This is a genomic window from Metabacillus schmidteae, assembly GCF_903166545.1.
In the GTDB taxonomy this organism is placed as follows: Bacteria; Bacillota; Bacilli; order Bacillales; family Bacillaceae; genus Metabacillus; species Metabacillus schmidteae.
The window spans coordinates 2799487-2822951 of record NZ_CAESCH010000001.1; the positions used below are offsets into that span (position 1 = coordinate 2799487).

A 23465-nucleotide genomic window follows, 5' to 3' on the forward strand; every position below is an offset into this window, starting at 1 on the left:
AAATATTGTTCGTTATTAACAATAATCGGAAAATGGTTTTTTTGATAATAAATCATCAAGCAGCATTTGATGTTCAGGAAAAATATTTTCTATTAAGTCTTCTAGTGGAAGAATTGAGTCGTTTTCAATTCTTTTATCAGATTCATATTTTTTCCATGCTTCAGATAATAGCAATCTATTTCACACTCCTACCATTTTATCAGTTTATAAGAATTATGGTCATTGATTACTAGTTTTAATCACAAACATATAAAAAAATACAATCCTTATCTTCAAGGTTTGCGCTAATTTTTAGCTCCAATACTTATTCATGGATAGCACTCTAATATAGCATCTCCACCCAAGTTTAATTCACCAACTATGTTCCTTCGATTATAAGATTAATAACAGAAATAAATATAGAAATTATCGAAATAATACTCAATGTAAACCCATTTACAATTTTGTTTTGTTTACTTTACTTTGATCTATTAAAATAATGAAAAAAGCAATTAAACTAAAAATAAAAATAATATAAATATATCTTAAGAAATCATATACTTCCTAACCCTTATAGCATCCCCTTTACTGTATATCTTCAATTTCTTTCAATATCACATTTTTAGATATTCCTAGCTCATTCTTTTTTCGACTAAAATTTTCTTCATCTAATGGACCATATACTTCTCCCAATTTATAATTAAATATCCAAAAATGAACATTCTCTATATCAGGTATTTGATAACCATTACTACTCTCTGGATCATCTATTAATCCAAATTGTTTTGCTAGAATATAATTACTATCCCATGCAACCTCGACAACTTTTGGTGGAATAACATCACTTCCCCAAATGTTATCACCTTCTTTAGGGCTTATATTCACTTGATGCGCAGATTTTCTAACAACAGCGTAATCACCAGGGAGATCAATGCTGTAATCTGCCGTTCCTGAGCAGCTAGTTAAAATGAATAATAGTGCTACAGCTATTATTAAATAGTGATATGTTTGGTTATTAAACATCAATCTACCTCATTTTCTTAAACCACTTTTCCCATCAAAGTTAAGAAAAGTACACTTTTAAAATGCTAAATCCATAATTTCCACTTTAAGTTTTCCGTTTTCATCCTTATCTGTTATTTTTATATTTGCAAAGCCAGAATATCCTCTTTCAATATAACCAACTATATATTCTCTGTGTAACTTCCCACTTTTGTCTTTATATTCTAATAACAACGCTGCTTCATCGAAGTTTTCATTTGAGTTTTTACTATCGCTAACTTCCAGTATATAATTCTCTTTTGGTTTTAAGGTTGGTATTTTAACTTCTGATTTTATTTCATCATAAGATACGTATAATCCTGAAATTTCGTTGTCCGTCTGATTTGATACCCTAATATCAATTCCAACTTTAAAAAGAACAATATTGAATAAAACTACGATTGTTATTGGAATGATTAAAATTAACACAAAGATGATTAACTTTATTTTTTTCATACATTTCTCCCTTATCATGTAAAAAAATTAATATTATTGATTTGATATAAAGTTTCTCACTTTTTTAATAAATTATGATCTTATGGTCAATGTATGAAGTTGCTTTACTTATTACTAATTCACTTGGAGATCCAACAATTGAACGTAGTTCTTCTTCAGTTTCAATCATTTTGTGAATTGATAGTTTTCTTGTATCTCACCTCTACTTGAATGTTCTAATTATTAATCCACGTTCTATTTTTCATATTCTCCATTAACTTCTCCCTGATTTTAACATATTTTCCATTTTCATTGTCCCGTAATTTTGACCTTTAAATAAAAGAATGCGCTCATCCTTATTTAAGAATGGCGCTTTATTGTTGAAGATTATTATGTGAAATAATGAAAATCAAAATATATCTTTATAGTAACTAAGCGTTGGAACAATTAGACCTGAATCATACATACTATCAAGCTCTGACTTGTTTACCCACTTAATATCAACAACCTCATCTTCTTGCAGAACCGCAATTGAAAGATCGAAGGTTTGATCAAAAATCCAAATATCACCGAAATTATTATATAGATCTCGTCTTTCACTTTTTACTAGCTTACCGTTCGATTTTACTAATTCTATTCCTATTTCTTCTTTTACCTCACGTAAAGCTCCTTCTAGGCTTTCCTCACCTGCCAATACAGATCCTCCAGTACACTCCCATAGATTTGGATGTGTCTTATCAGGATGACGCTTAGTAACAAGAATTTCCCCTTTTTCATTTCTAATCCACACATGAACAACTATATGATATTCATCTTCTAGTAATGGAATTCCGCGTTTATGTGTTCTATTTATCTTATTCCTATTCAAATCATATAGATCCCATAGCTCCAAAATATATCCTCCTAACCATTTAATATTTTTAATTAAACATTTTATATTCCATATACTAGGAAACATTCCTTCTTGGATATGAAAAAGAGAAATAAAAAGCACATTCTTTCCTATAATGCGATTATGTATTATATAAACTACTGATTACATATCATAAGGGTTCCATTCTTCTTTTAACAAACCGTAAATAACCCTATCGTGGTATTCTCCATTTAAGTATTCAAAATTTCTAATTGTGCCTTCCTCTGTAAAACCAAGTCTTCTAGGTATTGTCCTACTTTTCAAGTTTTTAATAGAAACGTTTATTTCAACTTTTCTCAAATCTAAATCATGGAAGGAGTGGTCAATAAGTCTCTTTGTTGCTTTTGTTACCAACCCTTTACCAATATACTCATCTCCCAACCAATAACCAATTTCAGTTTTTCTTGCACTCCAATCTATATATAAGAAACCAATAGAACCAGCAATACAGCCATTATGCCAAATACCAGCCCAATATCCATTATTTTCGGATAGCCTTTTTAAAGATCTTACAATAAATATTAATGTATCCTCAACTTTGTTGGTTTTCTCGGGAAAAGAAAGCCATTCCCCTAAATTATCACGACTCTCATCAATTAATTTATATAATTCATTTCCGTGTCTTGGCTCTAAAATTGAGAGGTGAATTTCTGAATCAATAGTTACTTTATACATCTTGATCCCCCTATACCTTATTCAAAGGATAAACATTAAAGTCATTTCTATTTCTAAATGTATTTCAACAACGTTTTAATATATATCCATATTAATTTATAAGTGATCTTCTCCAATCTGGCCTTATAAATGAAAAAGAGCGACATCCTTATTCAAGAATAGCGCTTATATTGTTGAATAAGCTGTTTTAAAATACGTCTGTTACAATTCCTTCTTCAACACCAAGTCTGATGAGACCTTCATAAGGATCTCCAGTAATGTCTAAAAGTTTACAAAATGCTTCCTCTGTTTTGTACCCTTGTTTTTTAAGGTTTATTACTTTCTCTTTAAGAATAGGAACTTTTTGCAACAGTTTATGTTCAATAATCATATGGAGATAAGCATTTTGCTTATGTACAGGTTGATCTTGAGCAAACAGTTCAAATTCAAAATTATTAAAGAAAAATTTTGCTTTAACGACTTCTCTTCCTCTTATAGTTGTTCGTTTTATCGTAAAGTTGTCTTTATTATTGTATAAAGTTTGCAGCTGTTCTGTAAAATGCTCTAACTCCTGTACTTCCATAATAATATCTAGGTCTGATCCCTCGACATTTATACCAATGGGTAGAGTTCCACATAGAACGGGATTGTAGATTCTCAACTCATTAAAAATATTTAGTTCTATGATTACTGAATATGCATCTTGTTGCTTTTTATTACCTGTTTTCATCCCTTCAAATAAATCAATCAAAAAATCATCACCCTTAAGCTATAGATATAAACTATTAAAAAACGTAAGCGCTCTATTGTGGAAGATCGTTGTTGTATTAAACTGCTTAGAAAATACTATTAAAGTTTTCAACTCTATATTCACACAAAAACCTTTCTACTCCTGGATATTTTTCTACTAAACTTGTTATAAAAAAGCCATATTTCCGATAAAAATCTACGGCATCCTTATCCGTTTCAGCAGTGATAAATGGGTATTGATCGGTAAGAAATGTAATCATTTTGCTACCAATTCCCTTTCCTCTTTGTTTTGAAGATACAGCAATATGTTTAATTACACACTCTTTTGAATTTATAATTTCAACCCCTATGCAACCAACAATTTCCTCTTTAAGTTCAAGACCAAATAAAATTCGGTTTAAGGATCCCAAGTATTTTTCATATTCTTGATCGATCTTATGATATGAAGTGGCAAAAGAAAGAAGTTCCCGTATAGATGGATCAATTTTTTCACTGAGTATTTTTTTCATATAATTATCCTTTTCTTTATTAAAGAGCACTGATAAACCATTTGACAATCTGACTAGTAAGTTTTCAAGTTGAAAGTAAATTGATTATTGAATGGGAAATTTCCTTTTCTTACTTCTTCTTTTAACTTTGCGAGTGCTTTTATAGCTCCAACTATTAGCTCTTCTGTATACTTGTATTTAATACTATTTGCTTCAAATTCATCCTCATCAACTACTTTCCATTCATTGTTCTTTTCCCAAACGTAATCCAAATCCAAATCAATAAAACAGATTTCTTCGTTATTAAAAACGCAAGGTTTTGCGATATTACAGTAAACAGAAACAACCTCTTCCTTTTCAATTTCCATAGCAGCAGTGTACCATTCTTTCAATGAAAAAAATTCTATTGAGGTATTGTTGAAAGTAAAAACCTTATTTTTGCTATGATGAATCAGTTTACGGCCTGGTTTACAAATGAGAAGTAAATAGTCAGAGGTTTGGTGAAGTATTTCTCCTTCCCATTCATAGTGTGGAATATCAGGGAATTTAAAAGCCTTAATTTTTAAAACTTTACCCAATTTAATCATTCCTTTTAATAATTTATATTCTAAATATTTCTCCTAATTATTAGGATGTTCCTTCTTTAATTGACATGTTGCAACTTCTAAATGAAATATCCCAAATCTTGATTATCGTTTTCATAAGTGAGAATCTTCAATCAGGAGCTTTAAATACTAAAAAGCACTCATCCTTGTTCCAGAATGGCGCTTATATAGCTGAAGATTGTAATTATTCTTCTTTAGTTGAAGTAATTTTAGGCTTAATTCTTAATTGTAATAGCCAATGTACCCCATTGATTTTCTTGCTCGGGTGTATATATTTCATAAGTTCCTTTCAACATTTCTTCCATTGTCCAACCTTTACAGCCAAATTCTTGAAATGCAATATCCTTTCTTAGTTCAGTAACTTGAACTTTCATTGTTTCATTTTGATCAGGAAATTTAACGAATTCAATGGTATCGCCAACTTTGATTTTTCTCCTCTATTCATCGTTTAAACGAACTTCAACCTTCTTTTTTCCTTCTTTAATAACTTTGAAGTATTCTCCATATAACCCCATTTGATGTACCACTTTTTCTTCACCTCTATATGTATTATATCTCCTTATTGTACTAACCTGCATTCTTCACAATCTTTAAGTTGTTTTTCAATAATATGGCTTCTATTGCTGAATACGTTATTGAAGCATGGCAACCAATAGTTACTTTTGCAGTTGATTTAAAATCAGTTTCAATACATCGTTCTGTGACATATCATTAGTCAGTATAGTTTCTCCATCCACACCAAGGTAATCGTTTGGATTCCACCAGGCACGTAAAGATTCTTCTCCGAATTCCAACTTTTTCGAACTAGATTTGTGACGTATCACTGTTTCCTCAAAAGATAAATCAAAATAATAAGTATATGCATTTTGATTATAGAACTGGATTAATTTATCAAGCATTTCACCATAACGGCTTTTATACAAGATTCCCTCCACAATAATAAATTCACATTTACCTTTGCCATATTTTGCAATTTGACTAATCAAATCAATTGATAGATTCCCGTCTCTATCGTGAACCTTCAACATTTCACGGCGAACAACATCCTGTGAAACCAATAGTGTTCCATGCCCCAATTGATTTTGGAGACTTTTCGCAGTCGTTGTTTTTCCACTTCCAGAGTTTCCTCGGATGATAATTAGCTTAGATTCCATATTTCCCCCCCCCAAGTTTTTGAATTATTTTATCACATAGGCTTGTTATGTAGCCTGACCTGTTTTAAAAAATCCTTTCTGCTTATTACAGATCGCAACATGAATTGTGGGATAAATAATATAGCATCCATTACGTTTAGATACTTTTTATCTATTTGATTAATGCCATAAAAGATTCTGGAACCAACTCCTCACTTTCAATGACAATTGCAGTTAATCCTGTCTCCGTCTTAGTTTCATGCCATTCTCCTTTTGTCCAAAACACGGCCTCTCCTTCTTGAACTTCAAAATAATTTTTATTTTCACTTCTAACATACCCCTTGCCGTTAACAATAATTAAAAGTTGAGGAACTACAGCTTGATGAAAACCTATAACACCATTCTCTTCTAAATACATACAGCCAACATGAGCAGGCATGTGTGTGTTAATTACACGTGACATAATAAAATCAGAACTAAAATGATTAATTCTCTTCCCGACATCTTTTCTAAATGAATAAATCTCCATTAAGTTCTCCTTGTTTCTTCTAAACTTTAGGATGAATAGATGATATTCGCTATTATTTATCCAAACCCTCTAAAAAGATAAAAAAAAGTACTTACCTTTATTCAAGATAAGCGCTTGATTGCAGAAGGTCACTTGTTCATAGAGAAAGAGCATTAACTGCCCCTTCATAAATAATTCATTATCTATTTTTTTCTAATTTTACTGAAAGTTTATTACCTTCTTTAATTTCTTTACCTGCAGCAATACTTTGTGAAGTAACAAATCCATTTCCTTCGTGTTGGAATTCTAATCCAGTTAAGCTAATTAGCTTCATAACATCAGAAAAGCTCCATCCACTTATATCGGGCATAACCATTTTACCTTCTGTTTTTATTAATACCTTTGAACCTTTTAATAATTCTGTTCCTTCAATTGGAGCTGTCTCTACTACCTTTTCACCTTTACCAAGGATTATTGGCTCTACCCCTTTTTCTTTAAGGGAACTTACGGTATATTTAACTAATTTGTCTTTGGAAGAATCCACAATTATTGGGGTTAATTCATCAGTGTTACTTTTGTTTTTGTCTACATCAGAAGTAGCATTTAATTTTTTTAATCCATAATCCATAACTGCATTAAATATTTCGGAAACAGGATCTGCACCTACTTGATCAGACTTTAAATTAGGTTGTTCTACTGCAACGTAGACAATTAATCTTGGATCATCTGCAGGAGCCATTCCTAAAAATGAAAACATATAATTATTTCTTCCAACTTGATAATTACCATTTCCATCAGGAATTTGTGCAGTTCCTGTTTTACCAGCAACCTGAAAATCATTTAATTGAAAGTGACTTCCTGTACCATCAGTTACAACAGACGTAAGTAATTCTCTAGTTTGCTTTGCTGTTTCGGCACTTATTGGTTTATTCAATACTTTGGGTTGGGTTTCTTTAAGTGTTTTTCCATTTTCATCCGTAAATTTCTTTATAACATAAGGCTTCATCATCTTACCATCATTGGCGATAGAAGAAGCTGCAGTTACTAATTGAATCGGGGTGAATGTAGATCCTTGACCAAAAGATGTAGTAGCTTTTTCAAGTGGAAATTCATAAACAAACTTACCTAATGTTTCGTCACCCATATCTATGCCTGTTTTTTTGTCAAATCCAAACTCTTGTAAATAGTGATAGAATCTATCAAAACCAAGTTTGTCTTTTGCTAGAATAGTAAATGCAACATTAGAAGAAAGTTGAACACCCTTATCGTAAGTAATCGTTCCCCAACCTTCCTTCTTGTGATCGTGAATTAGTGTACCTGTAACTTCAATGGACCCAGATTTATATTTTTCATTTCCGTTATATACCCCTTCATTAATAGCAGCAGCAAGTGTAAATATCTTCATTGTAGAGCCAGGCTCAAAGGAAGATGATAGTGCGTAGTTTAAATAGTTAACTTCATTTTGTTCATTGGGATATATTGAGGGCCTATTGCTTAAAGCTAATATCTCACCAGTTTTAGGATCCATAACAATCCCGATAATTTTCCCAGGATTATATTCTTTTACAACTTGATTCATTGAGTCTTCTAGTATAGTCTGAATGTTCGTATCCAATGTTGTATGTATATTGTTACCATTTTGAGGAGGCTTAGATTCAGACTCTTCTTGAGGCAACTCATAACCCCATCCTCGAAACCCATCAATCTTCTTATTTATGTAACCATCAGTACCTGATAACTTATTTGCATACTCTTTTTCAATGCCCGATATACCTTTCCCATCAAAATCAGTAATGCCAACAATATGCGATGAAAAGTCTCCCAAAGGATACGTTCTTCTAATGTCTGGAGAAAAGATAATACCAGGAAGCTCAAGATCACTTATTTCTTTCATTTGCGAAAAGGTTATATTTCTACCTATTTTACCTAACTCGACTTGATATGCTTTACTATCACTTAACAATTGTTCAATTTCTTTTGCATCTGTTTCTAATACTTTAGCCAATTTTGATGCAGTATCAGGAATATCTTTTATGTGGTTTGGATCTTTCTTATTTAGTACACCTATAATTGTGTATACTTGTGAATCAATAGCGATTTTCTCACCATCTCTTGTAAGAATTTCTCCTTTTTTACCTTCTAAAATACCTTCTTTGGTTATTCTACGTTCCTTATTTTCAACAAGGTTAACACCATCTATTGATCCAGTGACCATTATATATAAGAAGCGAAATAAGATTACTATAAACAAAATCAAAAAAATTATTGCTAGAAATGCAGATCCTCGATTCATATTTACTGACTTTTTAAAATTCATTTTATACCTCGTTTACGACAATTTGATGACTACTAGGAATATTTTAACATATGGACCCTTTTACAAAAACTACAAACTAGATTCAAAAGTCGACATGTTTTTCCCCATTACATAAAAAGGATACAAATAAAATTATGCATTCGTTTTATTCCACAATCTGGCCTGTTTGTTGAATAAGGGATTAAATTTATCTAATCATTCAAGTTCTCAATTTTTAGACCTTTCTTAGCAACCCCATATTTCCATTTAATTACTAATTATCTTTCTTTATAACCTTGTTTGAATAATTATAGAGGTGAATGTTATGTTTATTAGCCCTATGCTCCTTCATAGAGGTGAAGCTTTTGATGATGATATTTTCATATCAGAAATCAAATTTGACGGCATACGAATGATTCTAACGAGGTTTAATGCCCAAACGAGATTATATACTAGGCATGGTAATGAAATAACTTATAATTTCAAAGAATTATTAGATATAGAAGAGGGAAAGATTTTAGATGATGAACTTATTGTTTCTGATCAAAATGGAGTCCCTAACTTCGAATATATGATTGAGCGCTTTAAATCATCAAAAAGTAAACATTTTGTACAATTTGTTGTTTTCGATATAATTTACCATGGTGGTAAAGATATAACTTCTTTACCTTTGCTCTCTAGAAAGAAAATATTAGATGAGGTGATACGTGATGGAGAACATCCTCATATTGCTAAATCACAATACGTTATTGGTCACGGAGAAGCATATTTTAATTTAGTAAAAGAAAGAGATCTTGAAGGTATTGTTATGAAGAAGGTTGATTCCACATACCAAATCAATAAAAGATCTTATGATTGGTTAAGTTATTAATTACAAATTTATGAACGTCGATATTTATGGATTTAACGAAAGGGACAACTCTTTTTATGTTTCAAATAAAGGTGAACATGTTGGTGTTATGGAGTTCATGCCAGTAGAAGAACGTAAATTATTTCATAAAAATAAGCTAATTATCGAGACAAGAGGAGACCTTCAGTTAATTGATCCTATAAAATGTAATGTGAAATATCGTAATCTAACTTCATCTAAAAAATTGAGAATACCATCATTCAATCAGTGGATACAGTGAAAGGACCTTTAAAATGATATTAAAGGTCCTTTAATTACTCCATATAAGGGGTTCTTTTAATAAGAACATATATTGTTACGACTTTTACTCCGATTTTTCGGTCTCTTCATGTTTTTTTAGAAGTTCCTTAATTGCCTCATAGAGAGGGTGTGATGGATAGATTTCTATTTTGTAAGGATTATTTTGATTGACCATTGGCCCATGTTTTAAGTGCAAGTCTTTAGATTTCTTAAACATTTCCTCACGCGCCTTAACTTCTTCGTCAGATTCTATCTTTTTTCCAGATAGTTCATTTATGATGTCAGCAGCTTCTTTTCCAGTTATTTTAATTCTTTGATGGATATGTCTATACATTTCACACCTACTTAGAAAACTTTATTTTTCCTTTGCCTTTTACCGTTACTGTCGTTAATTTAACACCAGTCTTTGACACATATATTTCCTTACTTAAGGTCCCAGCTGGTTCAACGATTTTTTTTAGTGGTTTAAATGATCCAAACCCTTTATTTTGCTTTATCGAACACATACTTTGTGATCTCATTTAAGATTTGTTCATGGTCACTTGAAGATTCGGACATTAATTGCTGCAGATAACGATCCATTTCTACTGCATTAATAGATTTGTCTTTTAAAACTTCAAAATCTTGGTCTTTAAGCCTATGTAATTCAATTATAGGAGAAAATATTTTATTTTTAATTTCCTCTAAATCTTTGTATAACTTTTCTTTCATTTTTGAAGCTTCTTCTTTGTAATCTTCTTGGGATTTAAATCTGTCATATGCTTTTTTTACTAAGCTTTTGATCACTGTTTCTGAAAGTATAAGATCTCCTTCTGACCTTGCATACTTTATCTTCATTTGTGCCAGCTCAAAACTCTCTTTCTCATCATCTAAAAGATAGTCCCATAGTCTTTCATTCATTTAGTTTCTTCCTCCAGCCGTAATTTAATATTGAATTTAAAGGGATATGAATACTGTGGTGTGATTTTCTTTACTTCAAACCCTTGATTTACAGCATTTTTACAACGATTGATGAACTCTTTTTTTATTTTTTCTTTGTCTTTGTCATTCATGTTCATTTCGCAGCCTTTTCTGGAGATATTCTTCTATCAACTCACAAGGTAATGTATCTAGCATCTTATTTAAACCGAAATTGTAGGTAAGTATCTTCCAGGCATCATAACGATCTCTTTCACTTAGTAAGAGAAAACCGTTATCCATCTCCCACTTTTCAGGTAGGTAATATTCCACCACATCATAATTAATCGCTTGCGGTTCAAGTTTTATTTCAAGTTTAGGTTTATTCTTTTCTCGCTGAAAGTCATACATAAATATTTCTCGAAGTTGTTCTTCTGTATATGTAACTCTCATCCTCTTGACCATATCCTCATCCCATTGAGATATTCCCTTTTGATAAAATCCCTCAAATTCAGCTAAAAATTTAGGATCCATTAATCAATTACCTCCAATCCACCAAATAGCACCAGCGATTATAAAGCCTATATAAATCATGGCTGTATGCTCCATCAGCTTACTTGCTATGTTGTTTACTCGTACTTCTTCCTCGGATAACTCTTCATCATTCTCATAAAGGTTAAAAAACAGATTAATTCTGTCCTTCAAACTTGCATTCCCTTTGAATTTCACCACGAGAAAAAAGATAAAGAACGAAAAAAAGATAAATAAAATGGAATAATGTTCGATGTCAGGACTTAAGTTAATCATTATCTTTTAGTTCATGATCAGCTTTCAGCTTCAACTTACCTTCTTTGTGTAGCTGCAGTAATTCGTCAACATATTCCTCTGCCGTTTTGTTTTCATCGAATTCAACCCATTCTTCTTCTGGACTTTCTGCTCTTCGTTCAGCTTCGGCAAAATCATCATAGTTTCGATCTTTTTTACTCATTCCGACCACACTCCAACTCTTTTAATCTTTTATATGTACGTTCCTGAGCCGATTTAAAACCTTTTGTGAACGCTCTTATATACCTTTCTTGTTTCAAGTATATTCCACTTTCTCTAGCAGATTCTTCAGCCAATTTACGTATCTCTTCATCACTAAGCAGAAATTCTTCGGGTTTAATTTGAGGATCCTTATGTTCGACTGTCTCTTGTTTATCGAAAGTGTATCCTCTATCGATCATTAGCTGCTTGGCTTTTTCGATTTCTTTTTTAATACCTTCGAAACCTTGTCGCTGGGACTCAACAAAATCATTTAAAACTCTTTCGTAATAGTCCCTTGTGCTAACGCCTTGTTGAATATCGTAACCCTTCACTTCTTCACGATCTTTTTTCTTCAACCATTCCGCCTTTTCTTCCTCAATTAGAAGTTCGTCAGCAAGTACTTCCCACGCTGCTTTATCGTCTTTACGTTCACTCAACCAAACAACACCTCCATTAAGTAGTAAAACATAACCACTAATAGTAATAGTGAAAGTTCCAGCTGTTTGTTTTTCGATTTCTTTAATTCTTCTACAGTAGCCGATGTTTTTTTTCAAGCATCTTTCACACCGATAATAGCCACAAGGGAATTGATAATAGCAATTACAAACGTAATAAGCATCAACCAATCATTATACACATTCATTTTTATCACTCAATTTCTTCCAACTGCCTTTTCTTTATTTTTGGAATCAATAGCCTTGTTCATCGCCTGCAAGCTTTAACATTTTTAGATAATTTCTCGTAGTATCAGTTAAAATCTCTTGTGATACACCCTTTTTCCAGAGGGCTATTAACTGTTCAACTATTTCATCGACATTAATTTTATCACTCATTTTTATCACTCAACGACCTGACTGGTAACAGCACCTTTAAGTGGATTATTGATGTTACTATTACGGAATAAGTAATTAATTAATACTGGATCGGTATTAAATTCTTCAACTAACACTTTGCCTTCTAACATAAGCATAATAAAATCATACTTGATCTTAATGCCGAGACCATCTTTATTAATAATGTGAATAGGGTGTGCACCCTCGATAGAATAGCCATTGCTATCGTCAGAATCATCATGAATACCTTTCTTATTATTACAAGTAAACTCTGCATAATGATCAATGTTCGTGTTTCTTCGTTCTCCTAAGATTTCACGCAAAACGTCATAAAATCCGTTGATATTCTGTTGGAAAATTTCATTCTTTAAAAATCCATGCATTGATCCGTCTTCTTGTAGTTCTAAATGGTAAATATAAGGATCAATTCTTTCCCGTAAAGCTTTAATCCATTCTTCTCTTGTTAATGAACGATGTTCTCTACCCCAACGATTTACAGGTCCTTTATCAGCTGTTGTTTCGAATTGACGAATAATTCCTAGTGTATAAAATGTTCCCATCACCTTATCCCTTCTTCCTTTTCAGCTTTTTTGATCCAATTTCCGACTCTATCAATAAGATAATCTAAATTAAAGTTCACACATTCATAATCTTTCTGTGAAAGAAGACGTTTGATGTCATCAAGTTCGGTTTTAATAAACTTCAAATCATTTTTGTGATAATACTTCAATCTTTCTAGTTTTTTTGCGTCATTTTTTTCTCTCATTATCATCACTCTTATTCAATAAGTCTTTAAAACACCTTTATAACAGGTTTAAATGTACAAGACCTTATTGTCTTGGATATAAAAGGCTTCCTTCTATAGAAGCCTTCTTGTTAATCATATTGAATAGTCATGTTCAGGTTGGGACTATATGATTTCATTACATTTTAATCCCTGTTTCTTATAAGTTTTTATACATGGCCATTCCTTCCGTACTGTATCGCTAAGGTTAAAATCAAGAAAACTCTGTTAACCAAACTGTTTTTATAAGAGCTTACTAAGTCTATATTTACTCTTCTTTATTAAGTGTTTAGCTATTTGTTCAGAAATGCCAGCAAACTCTAACAAGGAAGTAATTTCTTTATCTTGCACACCTTTTCTCACTAACTCAAAAACAGCATAATGAGGTTCATACTTTTCGATTAGCTCTTTAAAGGCTAATTTAACGTCTAAATCAACCCAATTATCATCCAACCTAATTTGATTAAAAATCTTCTCCGAATATTTATAACTTTCAGGATCAATATTGTTATCATGTTTTTTACAATACATAGAATCACTCGTTCCTATTAACTTCGTGCTAACCATGAAATATAAATTAAATGGTATATCATGATTGTTCAAGGATCACTTACTATACAACCTTCTTTAAAACGAACAAGATTACATCAATTAAGCCGATCACACTTCCCCTTCTTTAAAAGTCAGATAGCTTCTACACCAACAATTTGTTTAAAAGAAATAGATTTTAATGACCCTTCTGCATCAATTATTTTTATCATTTTCTGAAATGGATCGACCTTTGATACAACTCCAGGTTCGCTTTTAACATATCCTTGATTTTCATATAGCTTAAACATTATTGGTTTTTCCATTTCTAAGGATTCCATAATATGATTGTTGATCACTTCTAATTCATCCTCATCAAGTATAGGCTTGGCTATTTTATTATCATCTTGAAAAACTTTTCGAACTCCCTTCCATTGGTCAGGTAGACTTTGAAAAGGAGCCCACTTCTTAGCTAGTCCTCGATCTTTAATGTTCTTCATCTTGAACTCCTTCTGTGCCTTAATCTTCTTTTCAAAAAGACTAATTTCATACGTCTGTAAATCATAAAAACCTCTGTCTATTAATTCTTTTTCTTTACCAATATGGTTTAACAAGTCTTTAGGAAAATGACTTGTGTTGTAATTTAGATCAATTGAATCATTGGGTGAATGCAGCTTACACACGAATAAACTTCCATTCCAATAATCTGTGCCAACAATGGTTAACAATTGCAACTCAGAAGGCACTCTTATTACAAACATAATCCTATACTGTTCATCATGATTCATTGGAAACCCCCTTCCATTAATTTGTTAGTTAAAGTATAATCGAATATATGTTCGTGTTCAATAATCGGAAAGATCAAATTGCTCAATCAAAATGCTGACAAAAAAGGAGAGGTTATATGAAGAAAGACTCCTATCAACTAGATATTCCAATGGATCTTAGCAATCAACTTGATCAATTAGCAGAAGAGATTGGGATGTCTAAAAATGCTATTATTCTTCTAAGTTTGTATTCATTTAGGGAAATGGTTAATAATGAGGGCTTTAGTGTTATTGGTATATTAGTGCCACCAGAAGGTGACGACAAATTTAGGTTACAGTGCTATTTACCAAACGGCTTAAAAGAAGATTTATTCAACATTGCGTTACAGCACTTTAACTTTACAAAGATTAACTGGATTGTAAAACTTGCTCTCAACACATTTATTTGTAACTTAACTTATTCAAAAACAAAGGTCTTTACAGGTCTTATTGATCCACGTTTTCGAATACATAACTAAACGTTTAGAGTTATTCGCCATATTTTTAACGATTAAATAGTTGGAGAGTGATTGAAATGAATTCCACCGATAAGCAGCTGTCTGATTTGATGATTCATTTAGATTCTGAAATTAATAAACTAAAAAAGGACCTTAAACTTTCAATAAATTCTAATGGCTTTATAAACCCAAAAACGTTAGATATTAGCCGTGAGATTGATCAATACGTTTTAGAATGTCAATACATAAAAATTAACAACATGAATAAGGCGAGATCCGTTAATAGGATTTTCTGATTATATATAAAAAAATCTGTTGGAAATAATACCAGCAGATTTTTTACTTCTATATATCTTTTCTTTATTAAATAAGCTATAAAAATTAGGAATTTCTTGCAATACTTACAATTCTTTGAATAACAGTCTTTATTTCCTCATTATCTTTAATTAAGAATAAATGATCTGCTTCTCCTTCTTTTGGTGCTATAACATCCCAGTTATCGTACTCAGACTGTTGTCTAGCTAGCACTTCCATAAAAGAAGAAGCACTTCTAAAAATACTCGTACTTCGCTGGCTCTTTTCGACTCTCTCACGAAGAACTTGGTCTGGTATATCAAAATTAACTATGATACTTACAAATCCTTTATTATGAAAATGTTCAAGTAGATCTAACCGACCTTTTTGATTACGATTTGCGTTGCAAAGAATGAGGTGATTATTAGCCTCATTAACTGCATAATCAACAATTGTTTGAGTTATAGCATACTTTAAAGTATTAGGTCCCTGTTTAGGTACTATGGATTTGTAAAATGAATTAATAAATTCAGCGTGGTTATCTTGATCAATTACAAGTGAGTCGTTTAACTGAAGTTCTAAAGCTTTAGCAAATGTGGTTTTACCACTATGGGTTTTGCCGACTGTAATAATAACTAACCTTTTCATAAATGCAACTCCATTCTGCAGAATACAGGCCATTTAGTCAAAGAACCATATTATTAATTCAAGAAAGATTTTCCAACCATTGTTTGTTCCACTGAAAATAAGCTTCTGAATTTTCTTCATTTAAGAATAAGGATTTTGGGTATTGTACAGCCAATTCTGGTATATTCAAAGGATTAAAATAACGTAATTCAACAGTTTCGCTATCTATTGGATTTAGGTCACCACTTTTTATTTCACAATCAAAAACATAGACATTATATTCAACTTTATGACCATTTGGATATTCATAACGAAAATCTTTACCACCAAATATCCCCAATAATTTCTTTGGAATAACAATTAGTCCTGTCTCTTCCCAAACTTCACGTACAACTGCTTCAGCAGGTGCTTCTCCAACTTCAATTGCTCCAGCTGGCAGACTCCACCTCTCTCCATTCCCTTTGTTCTGAAATAAAATCTCTCCCCTTTCATTACGGACTATTCCTGCAACACTTGGCACAAATAATAATTCATTTCCAACCTTTTCCCGAAGTTTTTTATAATAGTCAGACATCCCCATTTAAGGATCAGCTCCTATAAGCTTATTTTGTACAAACTAAATAATGTGTTTATTAATAATAAACCTAGCCCTTTCATCAATATGAGGAGGCAACTCACCAATATTGAAATATTTTAAATTTAAACTTTCATCATCATTAATGGATAAAACACCACTGGTACCCTCTGCAAGGTATACACATATAACGTTATAGACCTCATCACCGTTTGGGTATTGAAAATAAAAGTCTTTTCCTGACAAAACATCAAGAAATTTAAAATTCTCAGCTTTTAAACCAGTCTCTTCAAAAAGTTCACGTTCAGCAGTTTGTTCTAAGCTTTCTCCTATTTCCATAGCCCCACCTGGAAGACCCCATTCATCAGTATCGGATCGGTGTTGAAGTAGTATTTCTTTTTTATCATTTATAACAATTACAGTAGATCCAACCATAATGAATGGTCTGCTACCAATAAGCTCTCTCATCTCTTTTATGTATTCAGCCATTACTTTACCACTTTTAATTAAGACTGTTAGATTACCTTCTTTTAAATGAGAATATAAGATATTTCTTATTTTGTAAGTATTTCTTTCTATCCTTAAATAACTCAACAAAAAAGGTTCTTATCCTTATTCTCAAAACGTTGCTTGATTGTGAAGAAGAGATTTAAAATCTATTTGGTAGATAAAATAGTATCATTTCTATTTATAATATCTGTTAACCCATTAAGACTATATATTACTTTGACATTTGTATTTGCTGCTTTATTATTTCGATTTAACCATATACCTACCATCCCAGCTTCATTACTTCCTATTGCGTCAGTTTCAAGCCTATCGCCTATATAATAACTTTTCCTAATTGGAACCTTCACTTTTATACATGCTTTTTTAAAGATAGTAGGATCTGGTTTAGCTACTCCTATTTCACTTGAAGTAATAATACATTCAAAATAATTACGAATCCCTAGAATCTCCAATTTTTCTAATTGTTGATCATAGTCACCATTGCTAATAACTCCTAGGCGAAAACCCAGTTGTTTTAATTGTTCTAGGCAAGGAACTACATCCTTAAAAACTGACCAATTTCTTTTGTATAGCTCCAGATAGGTATTAAACTTGCTATCTGCTTGTTCATTAGTTAAGTATTGGCCGAACAATTCTTTTATTCGCATTCTTCGCTGGTCTTGAAAGGATATTTCTTTTGCTAAAAACTTGTTAAAATATTTTTCAGATAACTTATTCCATACTTCTACAAATTTTATGTCACTGTATTCTAACTCGTTTCTATTATCTTTTAAAAAATCAATTGCACCCATGCTTTCTGCTCTGTCATGATCAAGCAGTGTTCCATCAATATCAAAAAAAATCACTTCTAGTTCTCCTTCTACTGATAAAATGTATATAACATTACCTTAATCAATTCTTCACCCGTTTTACTATTCCTTCCATAAATGAATAATCGATTGCTTTTACTATGCAATCGCTTTGCTTTGATTGTTAATGATCGTTACGTAATTAACCGTTTACAATATTTCAACGCATCTATTCACAATCTAACTGACTTAGAGCAATAAATATGATGTGTTATTTAAACAACCACTTTGTTCTCCTCTTCTCTTTTCTTCTTCATAATTATTTCTAGTTCTTTTTTTGTATCAGGATGAAGCAAAATCTTATCAGTTAGATCCAACGTTGCTGGTTTAACCTTTCTGCCCCATTTCCTTGAAAAGGAACGCCAATCACACACCATTTCAATAAGGTATTTTCTTGGCATAGGTAAGGCTTGTTTATTATTAGGATCAACTACCCAATATTCCCAATGATGCTTATTTTTATGTTGATGATGGAGCCAAGCTTTTTTCCACTTCATTTCATCTTCAGCACTTTTTTCATCCTTGTAGAAAAACTTCTTTGCATAAGGCATAAATTCGATGGGTAAAAATTTTGACCAATCATGAACAATCCCTTGAATATATAATCCTTCTTGCCAACATTCAATGAGAACATTTAGTTTATGATCCAGAATATATAGGAAATTCCTCCAACATGCTTTTAACATATATTTTTCCCCCTTTATTAGTATAACTACGTTTTTCTAATTTGAGTTTTTAGATTTTATGACCAAATTTCTATTTCTCCACGAATTAAATGCAAATAAAAAAACCCCACCCCCAAGACTAAATAAGTCTTGGGGACGAGATTATATATCGTGGTACCACCCCAGTTTGTTAACATGTCACCATATTAACCTCTTCAGGTACGGTATTAAACTTAAATACGTATACCCTAGCTCTATAACAGGAGCACCTGTCACAATATCCCTTAAAACTAAGTTCCAATGTGATACTCAGAGGCTTGTTTCAATAAAACATTCTTACTCCTTTTCACCATCTGGAGCTCTCTGTAAAGAATTAATTTTATCTACTCTTCTCATCATCGTAATTACAAATTTTGATTTTATATATATTAACAATGTAAGCGTTTTTTGTAAAGGTAATATTATTAATAATTTCCTATAACTTCATCAGTGTATACTTAGTGCTTCATTCTTTATTGAAGAATGATTTTATTTTATTTGAAAATTTGAAAGCAACTCTACACATCCATTTTCTTTAAATTCAACTAATGCAAGATTGGAGATTGTTTGCCAAAATGATGGAAAATTATCTCTATTTTTCTTTTTAAATTCATTGAAAGATGTCTCCGATAAATCAGCCATTGCAAGTGTTATATGTGGAACCCAATTTGCAGGCGTATATAACTCGAACAAATCTACACAACACTTTTCTAATAAATTGTTAATTTTCTTATGTAATTCAATTAGTTCGCTTGTTTTTATCACCTTTAAATACACAACTTTTGGGGTCGTTTCAAAAAAGTCAAAACCATCTATTAAAATTTCAAAGGGAGAAAGTTTATTACAAAGATTCAACAATTCTTCTTTAAGTGGATCAACGCTTAAACAACTGCCTCCTTGAAACCCTATGTTGGGATGTTCAAACGATTGTACACCTATAGATTTGTATTCTGTTTCGAACACATTCCAAAAATGTAATACTTTATCTCTCTCATTTCCAGTCAATAAAGAAGCGATACCAATAGTCATACTCATAGTTATAATACAATCACTCCCAATAATAATTTATTGGCTGTTTTTAAATGAACCCATTTTATATCTGATATTCCCTCTATATATAAACTTGATATGACAATGAAATTATTCCTTAATCCCTAATTCTATTACCATAGCGTACGTGCCAGTGCATATGTTTAGTGCTTTGATAGCTTCCAACGTTTGTAGAAACTGTGCAAGCACCAAATTTCTTGTTCATTTCGGTAGCAATGTCCTTAATAACACTAAAAATTTCCTTCAATATATCCAATTCATCTTGTTTAACAGTAATTATAGATAGAATATGCCTTTTGGGTATTACAACAATATGTTCTTCATAAAAAGGACGAGTATGATAAAAAGCAAGGACATTTTCGGTTTCTCTAACTATTTCTACAGGTGTACGTCCACTTAGTACCTCATTACAATAAAAGTCATTGAATTCGTTTGCTGCCATAATAGATCCCCCACAAAAAAATTGATAACTCATTATTAATCCTCTAATTAAGAAAATAACCCCTTCTTCTATAAACTTGCTAGTTAGGTCAAGAGGCGATTATTTATATAATACTTTCGCTCGATTGGAGAAGATCGCAGATGAATTTAGGTTAAAAAAAGAGTATTGCTATGTTCGAAATACCATTTGATCAGTTTCAGTAAAACCTATTGATTTGTATAATGATTTTGCATTATCACTTGCTAATAATCGGATTGTATGAATCTCTCTTTTAGAAAACCATTTTAAAACTTCGTTTGTTAACCTCCGTGCATAACCTTGATTCCTATATTCAGGATCTACATAGACATCTCCAATAAATCCGTATTTATCTTCTTTATAAAAACAATATGGAATGTCTTCTTTAATAAAAGCTCCAGCACAAGCAATGATCTTATTATTGTGTTCAATTACATAGTGAGTTGCTTTACTTAAGTCATACAATTCTTTATATGTCTTTTCAACCTCCTCAACAAAATTACCTTTAAGAAGACCTTCCATTCCAACTTCTTTAAACATTTTTTGTTTAAGGATTGTTATACAATGTATATCCAATAAAGTTGCTGCTCTAATCATTTCTTCTCACCTACATTGAATGTTTTATAGCTTAAAGATTATTTATTTTACATGTTTTGACTAATAATACTGACTTTCCCTGTGTTGAAACTTTAAAAGGCACATCTCACCATGAATGTGCTCCGATTGTTTAAAATTCTTAAACCTATAGATTAAGAATTGCTACATTTATACTTCTAGGTTAAAACTAATACCAGTACTAGAAGCTTGCTTTCCTCCCCTTATACCCCAATTATCAAGGCTAGGTTCATGTAAGGTAGTGATTACTGAATCTTTACTTATATTTAAAGAGTGTGATAAAGCGTTTGCAAATTCCGTGATTAATTTTTCTTTAGTCTCTTTTTTTCGACCTGGAAACATTAATACCTCTACAAACACAAACTCTTCCTCCCACCCTTCAGGCATAAACCAACTTGAAGCATCAATTTCTAAAAAGGTTACTGGTCCATCTTGTACAGGCACATGTAATATTTTTTGCATAATATTCCTTAAGCTATTTGCAATTCCATGTTTGTCAATATCTTCTCTATTTTTTAGATACACTTTAACTAACGGCATGTAACCACTCCTATCTTTTTTATTAAATTCGTTTTCAAGAAAAAATTTCTAAAAATCAAGAATTTATCATACTTGCAAAACTTGCTGCTTTCATGCATGTTATGGAAATCCTAACTATTTACCTATGTATATATTAACATAAATATCCAACTGAATTACTTAAACCTCATTTTCCAAATGAAATTCGATAAAAGAATCGAAATAACTTCCTCTATTAATCTGCATTAAAAGATACTTCTGTCACTTCACCATTACTTTCTAATTCTAATTTAATCTCCTTATTCATAATGCTATTATCTGGTCATTTTAAAGGAAAACAAGCACTTATCCTTTTTCCAGGTAAGCGCTTGTTTGTAATGATGACTATTTCACTAACTCTTAATGATCCTCAGGATATTCATTATTTTTTTCAATTAACACACGGATTAGTTTAAGTACAATATTTCACAACCCCATTTTGAGGCTGTTTCACAAGCAGATAGGAATACTTCTATTTTTGAATATCCTTCTAATCTATCTAATATAACAGCCTTTATTGCTACCTGATAGAGTTCCTGTCCTGCTTCCCACTTTGAAAGGGAGCGATAAACACATATCCTAATTAATATTGAAGTATAACTCCTTCAACTAACATGATCCGTCAGTGAAGAAGAAACGCTGCTACAATTAAGTTCTGTTCTAATACACTTGCACCATTTAATAATGAAGGCAGGTCTAATCACCATATTTCTCCTTCATTATTTCAATTAACTTTTCTGTTATTTTCTTTCTTAATTTACCGTGTTTATCCTCACTGTATTGTAGCTCTGCCCAATGCCATAAGTCACCGTATTGCCAAACTGGATAAGGTTTCTTATCTTCAGGTTCCCACTCATAGCGAGGAAAAATATGAGAGTGCAAAAAAGCATCTGAATTCCCATACATCGAATAATTTAAGCGTCTAGGATTACATACAGATTGAATTGCATCACCTATCAAACTCATATCTATTAAATAATTACTTCGTTGTTCAATTGTTAAATCATTAAGATTGTCAACCTTCGGATATGCAAGTAAAACACAGTATCCAGGTAAAAACTGAGTATCCCCAATAACTGCATAACCACTTTTCATTTTTGTAAGAACCATGGGATTTTCTCCACGTTCTATAGCTCCAAAACGGTCTTTTTTCCAATCCTCACTCATATTGTCACTCTCCATGTATAATTCTATATACATATTCGATTCTTTAACAGAAATTACCTTCTTATCAATATCCTGCACACTTAGTTCAATAACTTCTACAAAAAAGGATGCTTTATCCTCTTATCAGGAAAGCATCCGTTTAGGTTTATAGCATTTATTCACAAAGTATTTAATATAATATTGTTCGAGATTACCCAATAATCGGAAGTGGTTTTTTTGATAATAAATCATCGAGCAACATTTGATGTTCGGTAAAAATATTTTCTGGTACTTCTTCAAGTGGAAAGAAGCGATTTTGTATGGACTCCTCGTTACTTTCAACTAATTCCCCACTGTAATGTTTACAAATAAATGAAATTAGCACTAATGCTACTTGGTCTCCATTAGAAAATGTCTTGTCATATTGAGGGCCAGAATAAATTCCAAATAGTTTAAGTTCGTCTAATAGAAGTCCAGTCTCCTCGTAAACTTCTCTCTTAGCAGTATCCTGAACGCTTTCACCTAATTCCATAAATCCTCCTGGAAATCCCCATTGTCCATTATCAGTACGTTTTTGCATAAGCAAGCGATTTTCCTTATCGAAAACAAATGCACCCGCCACCACCATTATTACTTTTTCGTTTCCAACCATACTTCTTAAATGTTTTATATAATCCATCTTTTTCTCCTTTTCCCTTTGGTAGTTTCTTATTCTTTATTTAAGATAGATTATCCTTCTTGAATTCAATCTGGCCTTATAAATGAAAAAGAGCGACATCATTATTCAAGAATGTA

Annotated in this window: 37 protein-coding genes and 1 other annotated feature; of the genes, 3 read left to right on the forward strand and 34 right to left on the reverse strand. The window is 31.7% G+C overall.

The window, feature by feature from the left end; translation table 11 throughout:
- Positions 1-15: 15 nt before the first annotated feature.
- The 12 genes from HWV59_RS13480 to HWV59_RS13535 all read right to left on the reverse strand — a co-directional run bounded on the left by HWV59_RS13480 (position 16) and on the right by HWV59_RS13535 (position 8823).
- Entirely contained in the window at positions 16-174 is a 159-nt protein-coding gene (locus HWV59_RS13480) for a hypothetical protein (protein ID WP_175639127.1), read from the reverse strand.
- Positions 175-564: 390 nt separating this feature from the next.
- A complete protein-coding gene (locus tag HWV59_RS13485; RefSeq protein ID WP_175639128.1) occupies positions 565-1002 on the reverse strand; it encodes a DUF3997 domain-containing protein in 438 nt (145 codons plus the stop codon).
- Between the two features lie 57 nt (positions 1003-1059).
- A complete protein-coding gene (locus HWV59_RS13490; protein WP_175637770.1) occupies positions 1060-1476 on the reverse strand; it encodes a hypothetical protein in 417 nt (138 codons plus the stop codon).
- A 388-nt stretch (positions 1477-1864) separates the two neighbouring features.
- Positions 1865-2347: an NUDIX hydrolase gene (locus HWV59_RS13495; protein ID WP_175639129.1), complete on the reverse strand. Its 483-nt coding sequence runs from the start codon at positions 2345-2347 to the stop codon at positions 1865-1867.
- A gap of 144 nt (positions 2348-2491) precedes the next feature.
- Entirely contained in the window at positions 2492-3043 is a 552-nt protein-coding gene (locus HWV59_RS13500) for a GNAT family N-acetyltransferase (RefSeq protein WP_175639130.1), read from the reverse strand.
- Between the two features lie 187 nt (positions 3044-3230).
- Positions 3231-3752 (reverse strand): DUF4269 domain-containing protein, encoded by a 522-nt coding sequence (locus tag HWV59_RS13505; RefSeq protein ID WP_175640060.1) that lies wholly within the window; start codon positions 3750-3752, stop codon positions 3231-3233.
- A 106-nt stretch (positions 3753-3858) separates the two neighbouring features.
- Complete coding sequence (locus HWV59_RS13510; RefSeq protein ID WP_175639131.1) at positions 3859-4281, reverse strand: GNAT family N-acetyltransferase; 423 nt, start codon at positions 4279-4281, stop codon at positions 3859-3861.
- A 53-nt stretch (positions 4282-4334) separates the two neighbouring features.
- Complete coding sequence (locus tag HWV59_RS13515; RefSeq protein WP_235991728.1) at positions 4335-4838, reverse strand: DUF402 domain-containing protein; 504 nt, start codon at positions 4836-4838, stop codon at positions 4335-4337.
- Between the two features lie 242 nt (positions 4839-5080).
- A complete protein-coding gene (locus HWV59_RS13520) occupies positions 5081-5293 on the reverse strand; it encodes an ASCH domain-containing protein (RefSeq protein ID WP_328824332.1) in 213 nt (70 codons plus the stop codon).
- A gap of 228 nt (positions 5294-5521) precedes the next feature.
- A complete protein-coding gene (locus HWV59_RS13525) occupies positions 5522-6019 on the reverse strand; it encodes a kinase (protein ID WP_175639133.1) in 498 nt (165 codons plus the stop codon).
- Positions 6020-6170: 151 nt separating this feature from the next.
- A complete protein-coding gene (locus HWV59_RS13530) occupies positions 6171-6527 on the reverse strand; it encodes a cupin (RefSeq protein WP_175639134.1) in 357 nt (118 codons plus the stop codon).
- Between the two features lie 178 nt (positions 6528-6705).
- Positions 6706-8823, reverse strand: a complete 2118-nt coding sequence (locus HWV59_RS13535; protein ID WP_175639135.1) for a penicillin-binding transpeptidase domain-containing protein — start codon at positions 8821-8823, stop codon at positions 6706-6708.
- A 304-nt stretch (positions 8824-9127) separates the two neighbouring features.
- Here HWV59_RS13535 and HWV59_RS13540 point away from each other — a divergent pair, with 304 nt between their 5' ends.
- On the forward strand, positions 9128-9673 hold the full coding sequence (locus HWV59_RS13540; protein WP_235991729.1) for an ATP-dependent DNA ligase: 546 nt from the start codon (positions 9128-9130) through the stop codon (positions 9671-9673).
- A 343-nt stretch (positions 9674-10016) separates the two neighbouring features.
- On the opposite strand, the gene HWV59_RS13545 is transcribed toward HWV59_RS13540, so the two are convergent.
- The 11 genes from HWV59_RS13545 to HWV59_RS13595 all read right to left on the reverse strand — a co-directional run bounded on the left by HWV59_RS13545 (position 10017) and on the right by HWV59_RS13595 (position 14808).
- The gene (locus tag HWV59_RS13545) at positions 10017-10286 is read right to left on the reverse strand and encodes a hypothetical protein (RefSeq protein ID WP_175639136.1); all 270 of its coding nucleotides are present in this window, start codon (positions 10284-10286) and stop codon (positions 10017-10019) included.
- A 149-nt stretch (positions 10287-10435) separates the two neighbouring features.
- Positions 10436-10852 (reverse strand): hypothetical protein, encoded by a 417-nt coding sequence (locus tag HWV59_RS13550; RefSeq protein WP_175639137.1) that lies wholly within the window; start codon positions 10850-10852, stop codon positions 10436-10438.
- A 144-nt stretch (positions 10853-10996) separates the two neighbouring features.
- Complete coding sequence (locus HWV59_RS13555; RefSeq protein ID WP_175639138.1) at positions 10997-11383, reverse strand: hypothetical protein; 387 nt, start codon at positions 11381-11383, stop codon at positions 10997-10999.
- Positions 11384-11386: 3 nt separating this feature from the next.
- Positions 11387-11554 carry a hypothetical protein gene (locus HWV59_RS13560; protein WP_175639139.1) on the reverse strand — a complete coding sequence of 56 codons (168 nt, stop codon included), beginning with the start codon at positions 11552-11554 and terminating at the stop codon, positions 11387-11389.
- Positions 11555-11648: 94 nt separating this feature from the next.
- Positions 11649-11837: a hypothetical protein gene (locus HWV59_RS13565; RefSeq protein ID WP_175639140.1), complete on the reverse strand. Its 189-nt coding sequence runs from the start codon at positions 11835-11837 to the stop codon at positions 11649-11651.
- Positions 11830-12429, reverse strand: a complete 600-nt coding sequence (locus HWV59_RS13570; RefSeq protein ID WP_175639141.1) for a hypothetical protein — start codon at positions 12427-12429, stop codon at positions 11830-11832. The genes HWV59_RS13565 and HWV59_RS13570 overlap by 8 nt, the downstream gene beginning before the upstream one ends.
- Positions 12430-12564: 135 nt before the next feature.
- Positions 12565-12708, reverse strand: a complete 144-nt coding sequence (locus HWV59_RS13575) for a hypothetical protein (protein ID WP_175639142.1) — start codon at positions 12706-12708, stop codon at positions 12565-12567.
- A 5-nt stretch (positions 12709-12713) separates the two neighbouring features.
- Complete coding sequence (locus HWV59_RS13580; protein WP_175639143.1) at positions 12714-13268, reverse strand: hypothetical protein; 555 nt, start codon at positions 13266-13268, stop codon at positions 12714-12716.
- The gene (locus tag HWV59_RS13585; protein WP_175639144.1) at positions 13268-13474 is read right to left on the reverse strand and encodes a hypothetical protein; all 207 of its coding nucleotides are present in this window, start codon (positions 13472-13474) and stop codon (positions 13268-13270) included. Before HWV59_RS13585 ends, HWV59_RS13580 begins: the two co-directional genes overlap by 1 nt.
- A 261-nt stretch (positions 13475-13735) precedes the next feature.
- Positions 13736-14095 (reverse strand): hypothetical protein, encoded by a 360-nt coding sequence (locus tag HWV59_RS13590; RefSeq protein WP_175639145.1) that lies wholly within the window; start codon positions 14093-14095, stop codon positions 13736-13738.
- An 80-nt stretch (positions 14096-14175) separates the two neighbouring features.
- Positions 14176-14808 carry a YolD-like family protein gene (locus tag HWV59_RS13595; protein ID WP_175639146.1) on the reverse strand — a complete coding sequence of 211 codons (633 nt, stop codon included), beginning with the start codon at positions 14806-14808 and terminating at the stop codon, positions 14176-14178.
- 116 nt (positions 14809-14924) lie between these two features.
- Here HWV59_RS13595 and HWV59_RS13600 point away from each other — a divergent pair, with 116 nt between their 5' ends.
- The gene (locus tag HWV59_RS13600) at positions 14925-15305 is read left to right on the forward strand and encodes a hypothetical protein (protein ID WP_175639147.1); all 381 of its coding nucleotides are present in this window, start codon (positions 14925-14927) and stop codon (positions 15303-15305) included.
- A 56-nt stretch (positions 15306-15361) separates the two neighbouring features.
- Positions 15362-15580: a Spo0E family sporulation regulatory protein-aspartic acid phosphatase gene (locus tag HWV59_RS13605; RefSeq protein ID WP_175639148.1), complete on the forward strand. Its 219-nt coding sequence runs from the start codon at positions 15362-15364 to the stop codon at positions 15578-15580.
- A gap of 85 nt (positions 15581-15665) precedes the next feature.
- On the opposite strand, the gene HWV59_RS13610 is transcribed toward HWV59_RS13605, so the two are convergent.
- From HWV59_RS13610 to HWV59_RS13660, 11 genes are all read right to left on the reverse strand, one after another.
- Positions 15666-16226: an AAA family ATPase gene (locus HWV59_RS13610; protein ID WP_175639149.1), complete on the reverse strand. Its 561-nt coding sequence runs from the start codon at positions 16224-16226 to the stop codon at positions 15666-15668.
- Positions 16227-16284: 58 nt separating this feature from the next.
- Positions 16285-16785, reverse strand: coding sequence for an NUDIX hydrolase (locus HWV59_RS13615; RefSeq protein ID WP_175639150.1), 501 nt, complete (start codon positions 16783-16785; stop codon positions 16285-16287).
- A 36-nt stretch (positions 16786-16821) separates the two neighbouring features.
- Positions 16822-17268 (reverse strand): NUDIX hydrolase, encoded by a 447-nt coding sequence (locus tag HWV59_RS13620; protein ID WP_175640061.1) that lies wholly within the window; start codon positions 17266-17268, stop codon positions 16822-16824.
- Positions 17269-17435: 167 nt separating this feature from the next.
- Positions 17436-18134 (reverse strand): HAD family hydrolase, encoded by a 699-nt coding sequence (locus HWV59_RS13625; RefSeq protein ID WP_175639151.1) that lies wholly within the window; start codon positions 18132-18134, stop codon positions 17436-17438.
- Positions 18135-18352: 218 nt separating this feature from the next.
- Positions 18353-18823: a DUF5662 family protein gene (locus HWV59_RS13630; RefSeq protein ID WP_175639152.1), complete on the reverse strand. Its 471-nt coding sequence runs from the start codon at positions 18821-18823 to the stop codon at positions 18353-18355.
- A 128-nt stretch (positions 18824-18951) separates the two neighbouring features.
- Positions 18952-19210, reverse strand: a binding site (T-box leader).
- A gap of 120 nt (positions 19211-19330) precedes the next feature.
- Positions 19331-19876 (reverse strand): 2'-5' RNA ligase family protein, encoded by a 546-nt coding sequence (locus tag HWV59_RS13635; protein ID WP_175639153.1) that lies wholly within the window; start codon positions 19874-19876, stop codon positions 19331-19333.
- Between the two features lie 112 nt (positions 19877-19988).
- Positions 19989-20333: an HIT family protein gene (locus HWV59_RS13640; RefSeq protein ID WP_175639154.1), complete on the reverse strand. Its 345-nt coding sequence runs from the start codon at positions 20331-20333 to the stop codon at positions 19989-19991.
- Between the two features lie 168 nt (positions 20334-20501).
- Positions 20502-20948 carry a GNAT family N-acetyltransferase gene (locus HWV59_RS13645; RefSeq protein ID WP_175639155.1) on the reverse strand — a complete coding sequence of 149 codons (447 nt, stop codon included), beginning with the start codon at positions 20946-20948 and terminating at the stop codon, positions 20502-20504.
- Positions 20949-21116: 168 nt separating this feature from the next.
- Positions 21117-21506 carry a tautomerase family protein gene (locus tag HWV59_RS13650; RefSeq protein WP_175639156.1) on the reverse strand — a complete coding sequence of 130 codons (390 nt, stop codon included), beginning with the start codon at positions 21504-21506 and terminating at the stop codon, positions 21117-21119.
- Between the two features lie 714 nt (positions 21507-22220).
- Positions 22221-22691 (reverse strand): HIT family protein, encoded by a 471-nt coding sequence (locus tag HWV59_RS13655; protein ID WP_175639157.1) that lies wholly within the window; start codon positions 22689-22691, stop codon positions 22221-22223.
- A gap of 190 nt (positions 22692-22881) precedes the next feature.
- Positions 22882-23349 (reverse strand): NUDIX hydrolase, encoded by a 468-nt coding sequence (locus HWV59_RS13660; RefSeq protein WP_175639158.1) that lies wholly within the window; start codon positions 23347-23349, stop codon positions 22882-22884.
- Between the last annotated feature and the right edge of the window lie 116 nt (positions 23350-23465).

Excerpts from the sequence above, each read along its gene's own strand:
- HWV59_RS13485 (WP_175639128.1), bottom strand. The coding sequence starts at position 1,002 with ATGTTTAATAACCAAACATATCACTATTTAATAATAGCTGTAGCACTA.
- HWV59_RS13490 (WP_175637770.1), bottom strand. The coding sequence starts at position 1,476 with ATGAAAAAAATAAAGTTAATCATCTTTGTGTTAATTTTAATCATTCCA.
- HWV59_RS13500 (WP_175639130.1), bottom strand. The coding sequence starts at position 3,043 with ATGTATAAAGTAACTATTGATTCAGAAATTCACCTCTCAATTTTAGAG.
- HWV59_RS13505 (WP_175640060.1), bottom strand. The coding sequence starts at position 3,752 with ATGAAAACAGGTAATAAAAAGCAACAAGATGCATATTCAGTAATCATA.
- HWV59_RS13510 (WP_175639131.1), bottom strand. The coding sequence starts at position 4,281 with ATGAAAAAAATACTCAGTGAAAAAATTGATCCATCTATACGGGAACTT.
- HWV59_RS13525 (WP_175639133.1), bottom strand. The coding sequence starts at position 6,019 with ATGGAATCTAAGCTAATTATCATCCGAGGAAACTCTGGAAGTGGAAAA.
- HWV59_RS13530 (WP_175639134.1), bottom strand. The coding sequence starts at position 6,527 with ATGGAGATTTATTCATTTAGAAAAGATGTCGGGAAGAGAATTAATCAT.
- HWV59_RS13535 (WP_175639135.1), bottom strand. The coding sequence starts at position 8,823 with ATGAATTTTAAAAAGTCAGTAAATATGAATCGAGGATCTGCATTTCTA.
- HWV59_RS13540 (WP_235991729.1), top strand. The coding sequence starts at position 9,128 with ATGTTTATTAGCCCTATGCTCCTTCATAGAGGTGAAGCTTTTGATGAT.
- HWV59_RS13545 (WP_175639136.1), bottom strand. The coding sequence starts at position 10,286 with ATGTATAGACATATCCATCAAAGAATTAAAATAACTGGAAAAGAAGCT.
- HWV59_RS13550 (WP_175639137.1), bottom strand. The coding sequence starts at position 10,852 with ATGAATGAAAGACTATGGGACTATCTTTTAGATGATGAGAAAGAGAGT.
- HWV59_RS13555 (WP_175639138.1), bottom strand. The coding sequence starts at position 11,383 with ATGGATCCTAAATTTTTAGCTGAATTTGAGGGATTTTATCAAAAGGGA.
- HWV59_RS13565 (WP_175639140.1), bottom strand. The coding sequence starts at position 11,837 with ATGAGTAAAAAAGATCGAAACTATGATGATTTTGCCGAAGCTGAACGA.
- HWV59_RS13575 (WP_175639142.1), bottom strand. The coding sequence starts at position 12,708 with ATGAGTGATAAAATTAATGTCGATGAAATAGTTGAACAGTTAATAGCC.
- HWV59_RS13580 (WP_175639143.1), bottom strand. The coding sequence starts at position 13,268 with ATGGGAACATTTTATACACTAGGAATTATTCGTCAATTCGAAACAACA.
- HWV59_RS13585 (WP_175639144.1), bottom strand. The coding sequence starts at position 13,474 with ATGAGAGAAAAAAATGACGCAAAAAAACTAGAAAGATTGAAGTATTAT.
- HWV59_RS13595 (WP_175639146.1), bottom strand. The coding sequence starts at position 14,808 with ATGAATCATGATGAACAGTATAGGATTATGTTTGTAATAAGAGTGCCT.
- HWV59_RS13600 (WP_175639147.1), top strand. The coding sequence starts at position 14,925 with ATGAAGAAAGACTCCTATCAACTAGATATTCCAATGGATCTTAGCAAT.
- HWV59_RS13605 (WP_175639148.1), top strand. The coding sequence starts at position 15,362 with ATGAATTCCACCGATAAGCAGCTGTCTGATTTGATGATTCATTTAGAT.
- HWV59_RS13610 (WP_175639149.1), bottom strand. The coding sequence starts at position 16,226 with ATGAAAAGGTTAGTTATTATTACAGTCGGCAAAACCCATAGTGGTAAA.
- HWV59_RS13615 (WP_175639150.1), bottom strand. The coding sequence starts at position 16,785 with ATGGGGATGTCTGACTATTATAAAAAACTTCGGGAAAAGGTTGGAAAT.
- HWV59_RS13620 (WP_175640061.1), bottom strand. The coding sequence starts at position 17,268 with ATGGCTGAATACATAAAAGAGATGAGAGAGCTTATTGGTAGCAGACCA.
- HWV59_RS13630 (WP_175639152.1), bottom strand. The coding sequence starts at position 18,823 with ATGTTAAAAGCATGTTGGAGGAATTTCCTATATATTCTGGATCATAAA.
- HWV59_RS13635 (WP_175639153.1), bottom strand. The coding sequence starts at position 19,876 with ATGAGTATGACTATTGGTATCGCTTCTTTATTGACTGGAAATGAGAGA.
- HWV59_RS13640 (WP_175639154.1), bottom strand. The coding sequence starts at position 20,333 with ATGGCAGCAAACGAATTCAATGACTTTTATTGTAATGAGGTACTAAGT.
- HWV59_RS13645 (WP_175639155.1), bottom strand. The coding sequence starts at position 20,948 with ATGATTAGAGCAGCAACTTTATTGGATATACATTGTATAACAATCCTT.
- HWV59_RS13650 (WP_175639156.1), bottom strand. The coding sequence starts at position 21,506 with ATGCCGTTAGTTAAAGTGTATCTAAAAAATAGAGAAGATATTGACAAA.
- HWV59_RS13655 (WP_175639157.1), bottom strand. The coding sequence starts at position 22,691 with ATGAGTGAGGATTGGAAAAAAGACCGTTTTGGAGCTATAGAACGTGGA.
- HWV59_RS13660 (WP_175639158.1), bottom strand. The coding sequence starts at position 23,349 with ATGGATTATATAAAACATTTAAGAAGTATGGTTGGAAACGAAAAAGTA.